Origin of the sequence: Enorma phocaeensis (genome assembly GCF_900186505.1) — a bacterium.
In the GTDB taxonomy this organism is placed as follows: Bacteria; Actinomycetota; Coriobacteriia; order Coriobacteriales; family Coriobacteriaceae; genus Enorma; species Enorma phocaeensis.
This window is the reverse complement of sequence record NZ_LT891964.1, coordinates 1-2,359: the sequence shown is the minus strand read 5'-3', so window position 1 is coordinate 2,359 and position 2,359 is coordinate 1. Positions and strand designations below refer to the sequence as shown.

Below are 2,359 nucleotides of genomic sequence, written 5' to 3'. Positions count from 1 at the left end.
TGCGACGGTGTCGGCGTAGCTATGGTCGAATTTGATGAAGGTCTCTATCGCGCGCTTCCTCTGCCCCTGGCTGTACATGCGGTTCTCCTCCTGTCCCGCCTTGGTCCAGGATTCCCACCGCAGTCCCCTTTCGCCAACGCATATTAGCCGATCGCGCCAACGTACTTTCACCGATCGCGCCAACGTCAGGCGCCGCTTCCGGCGTCCCTGTCCGGAGCCAGGTCCTTGGTGCGGTAGGACCTCCCGGTGATCTTCAGCACCGTGCAGTGGTGGCACAGGCGGTCGGCGATGGCGCTCGCCACCACCGGGTCGCCGAAGACCTTGGCCCACGCGCCTATCCCGACGTTCGTCGTCACTATGGTCGACCTCCTCTCGTAGCGCCTCGAGACCAGCTGGAACAGCAGGTCGGCCCCCTCCTTGTCGACCTCAAGGTAGCCGACCTCGTCCACGATCAGCAGCGAGAGGTGCGCGTAGAAGCGCATCCTGCGCTCGAGCGCCCCCTTGTCCGCCGCCCGCTTGAGGTCGCCGACGAGGCGCTGGCAGTCCACGAAGTACGTGAGCTTGCGCGCCCTCACCGCCTCGACGCCGAGTGCGACCGCTATGTGGGTCTTCCCGACGCCGGGGCTGCCGACGAGCACGACGTTCTCCCGGCGCTCCAGGAACCCGAGCGCGGCGAGCTCCTCGACGACGGGGCGGTCGATCGAGGGCTGGAAGGAGAAGTCGAAGTCGGCGAGCGTCTTCACGAAGGGGAAGTTCGCCTTCTCGACCCGGCGGTCCAGGTCGCGCGCCCTCACGGCCGCCACCTGGGCGTCGGTCATCTCCATCAGCGCCTGCGAGAAGGTCTTGGACCCGCCGGCGACGAGGGCGGCGTACTCGGCGGCCGAGGAGGCCATCGCGTCCATGCCGAGCTCCTCCAGGTTGTTGCGGGCGCGCTCCGGCGCGCTCGCCTCGGCCAGCGGCGCGCTCACGCGGCACCGCCCCCTCCCAGGCCGCCGAGCAGCTCGAGGTTGCGGCGGGCGGCCTCCTCGATGTCGCCGTCGGCGCACCAGCGCTTGCCCGAGAGCGCCTCGGCGTAGTGGGCCGGGTCGTAGACCACGGGCCCTCCCGGGGCGCGCGTGTCGTGGACGGACGCGAGGTCGCCGCCGTCGTAGACCCTGAGCACGCCGTCGGCCGACAGCACGAGCCTCGCCCGCCTGCCTATCATGCGCCGGGGCACCGAGAACTCGCGGCCGGCGCACCTCACGAGCATCGTCGCGGGGACGGTCTGGTAGGAGACCTCGCCGAGCATCGACTCGAGCAGGGCCCGGTTGCCGAGCGGCCTCAGGGCGTCCTTCTCCCGCATGAACAGCAGCTCGGGCGGCACGCCCGTCGTCCCGTTGGGCTCCTCGTTGCTGCGCCGCTCGATGCGCGCGATCGCGGCGTCGACGCCCTCCCAGCCGTCGAAGTCCCCCTCGTAGGCCAGCAGCCTCGACAGGAAGCGGTTGGCGCTCTCGACCTTGCCCTTCGTCTCGGGGGTCCTCGGGGCGCACAGCACGATCTCGAAGCCCGCCTCCCGCGCGAAGCGCTCGACGCGGGGGTCGCGCCTGCGCCTGCCGTCGCCCCCGATCGCGGCTATCGCCGACATGTTGTCCGTGAGCCACTCGGCGGGGACCCCGCCCAGCCGCGCCGCGGTGTCGTACATGCACGCCAGCAGGTCGTCGCGCGTCCTCGTGGGCGACCTGCGGAAGAGGTGGCGGCGCGAGAACCCGAGCGTCGCCGAGAACACGTTGAAGCGGTACTCGGCGCCCGACCGGTCGTGCAACACCACGTCCTCCTTCCAGTCGAACTGCAGCTGGCGCCCCGGCTCCGTCTCGAAGCGGGGGTGCGCCTCCGGCAGGCCCCTGCCGACGGCGACGCCGTTCCTGCGCAGGTAGTGCGTGAAGGCGTTGTAGCCGGGCACCGGCGGCTCGTCGCCGGCGTGCCTGTCGAGCAGCAGCTCGTGCAGGGCCTTCCTCGTCATCCCCGGCAGGGAGGCCTTCTCCTCGATCTCGGCGCGGTAGCGGTCGAAGCCGCTCGCGCGCCCCTCGCGGGCGTCGCCCGGCTGCGGGCCGCCCCCGTTCCAGTACCTCGCGACGGTGTGGCGGTCGACGCCGTACCTCCGCGCGATGTCGGTGAAGTTCGGCTTCGCGCCGCTCTCCTTCATCATGTTCATCTCCCCGATCAGGTTTCTCTCCATGTCGCCCTCCCGTGTCTCTGCACGGTCGAGCGTAAGCCCGTTGGTCGAATCGGTGAAAGTACGTTGGTGCGATCGGCGGATATGCGTTGGTGGAATCGGCGCCGCCCGTTGGCCTAAACGGCGAATCTCAGGTTAGCGGTAACA

2 protein-coding genes are annotated in these 2,359 nt (G+C 70.0%); both read right to left on the bottom strand.

Annotated features, from left to right (window positions below; all coding sequences use genetic code 11):
• Window positions 1-185 precede the first annotated feature (185 nt).
• Window positions 186-968 (bottom strand): IS21-like element helper ATPase IstB, encoded by a 783-nt coding sequence (gene istB / locus C1717_RS00035; protein WP_219722237.1) that lies wholly within the window; start codon window positions 966-968, stop codon window positions 186-188.
• On the bottom strand, window positions 965-2,215 hold the full coding sequence (gene istA, locus C1717_RS00030; protein ID WP_102371182.1) for an IS21 family transposase: 1,251 nt from the start codon (window positions 2,213-2,215) through the stop codon (window positions 965-967). Before istA ends, istB begins: the two co-directional genes overlap by 4 nt.
• Window positions 2,216-2,359 lie beyond the last annotated feature (144 nt).

Excerpts from the sequence above, each read along its gene's own strand:
- istA (WP_102371182.1), bottom strand. The coding sequence starts at position 2,215 with ATGGAGAGAAACCTGATCGGGGAGATGAACATGATGAAGGAGAGCGGC.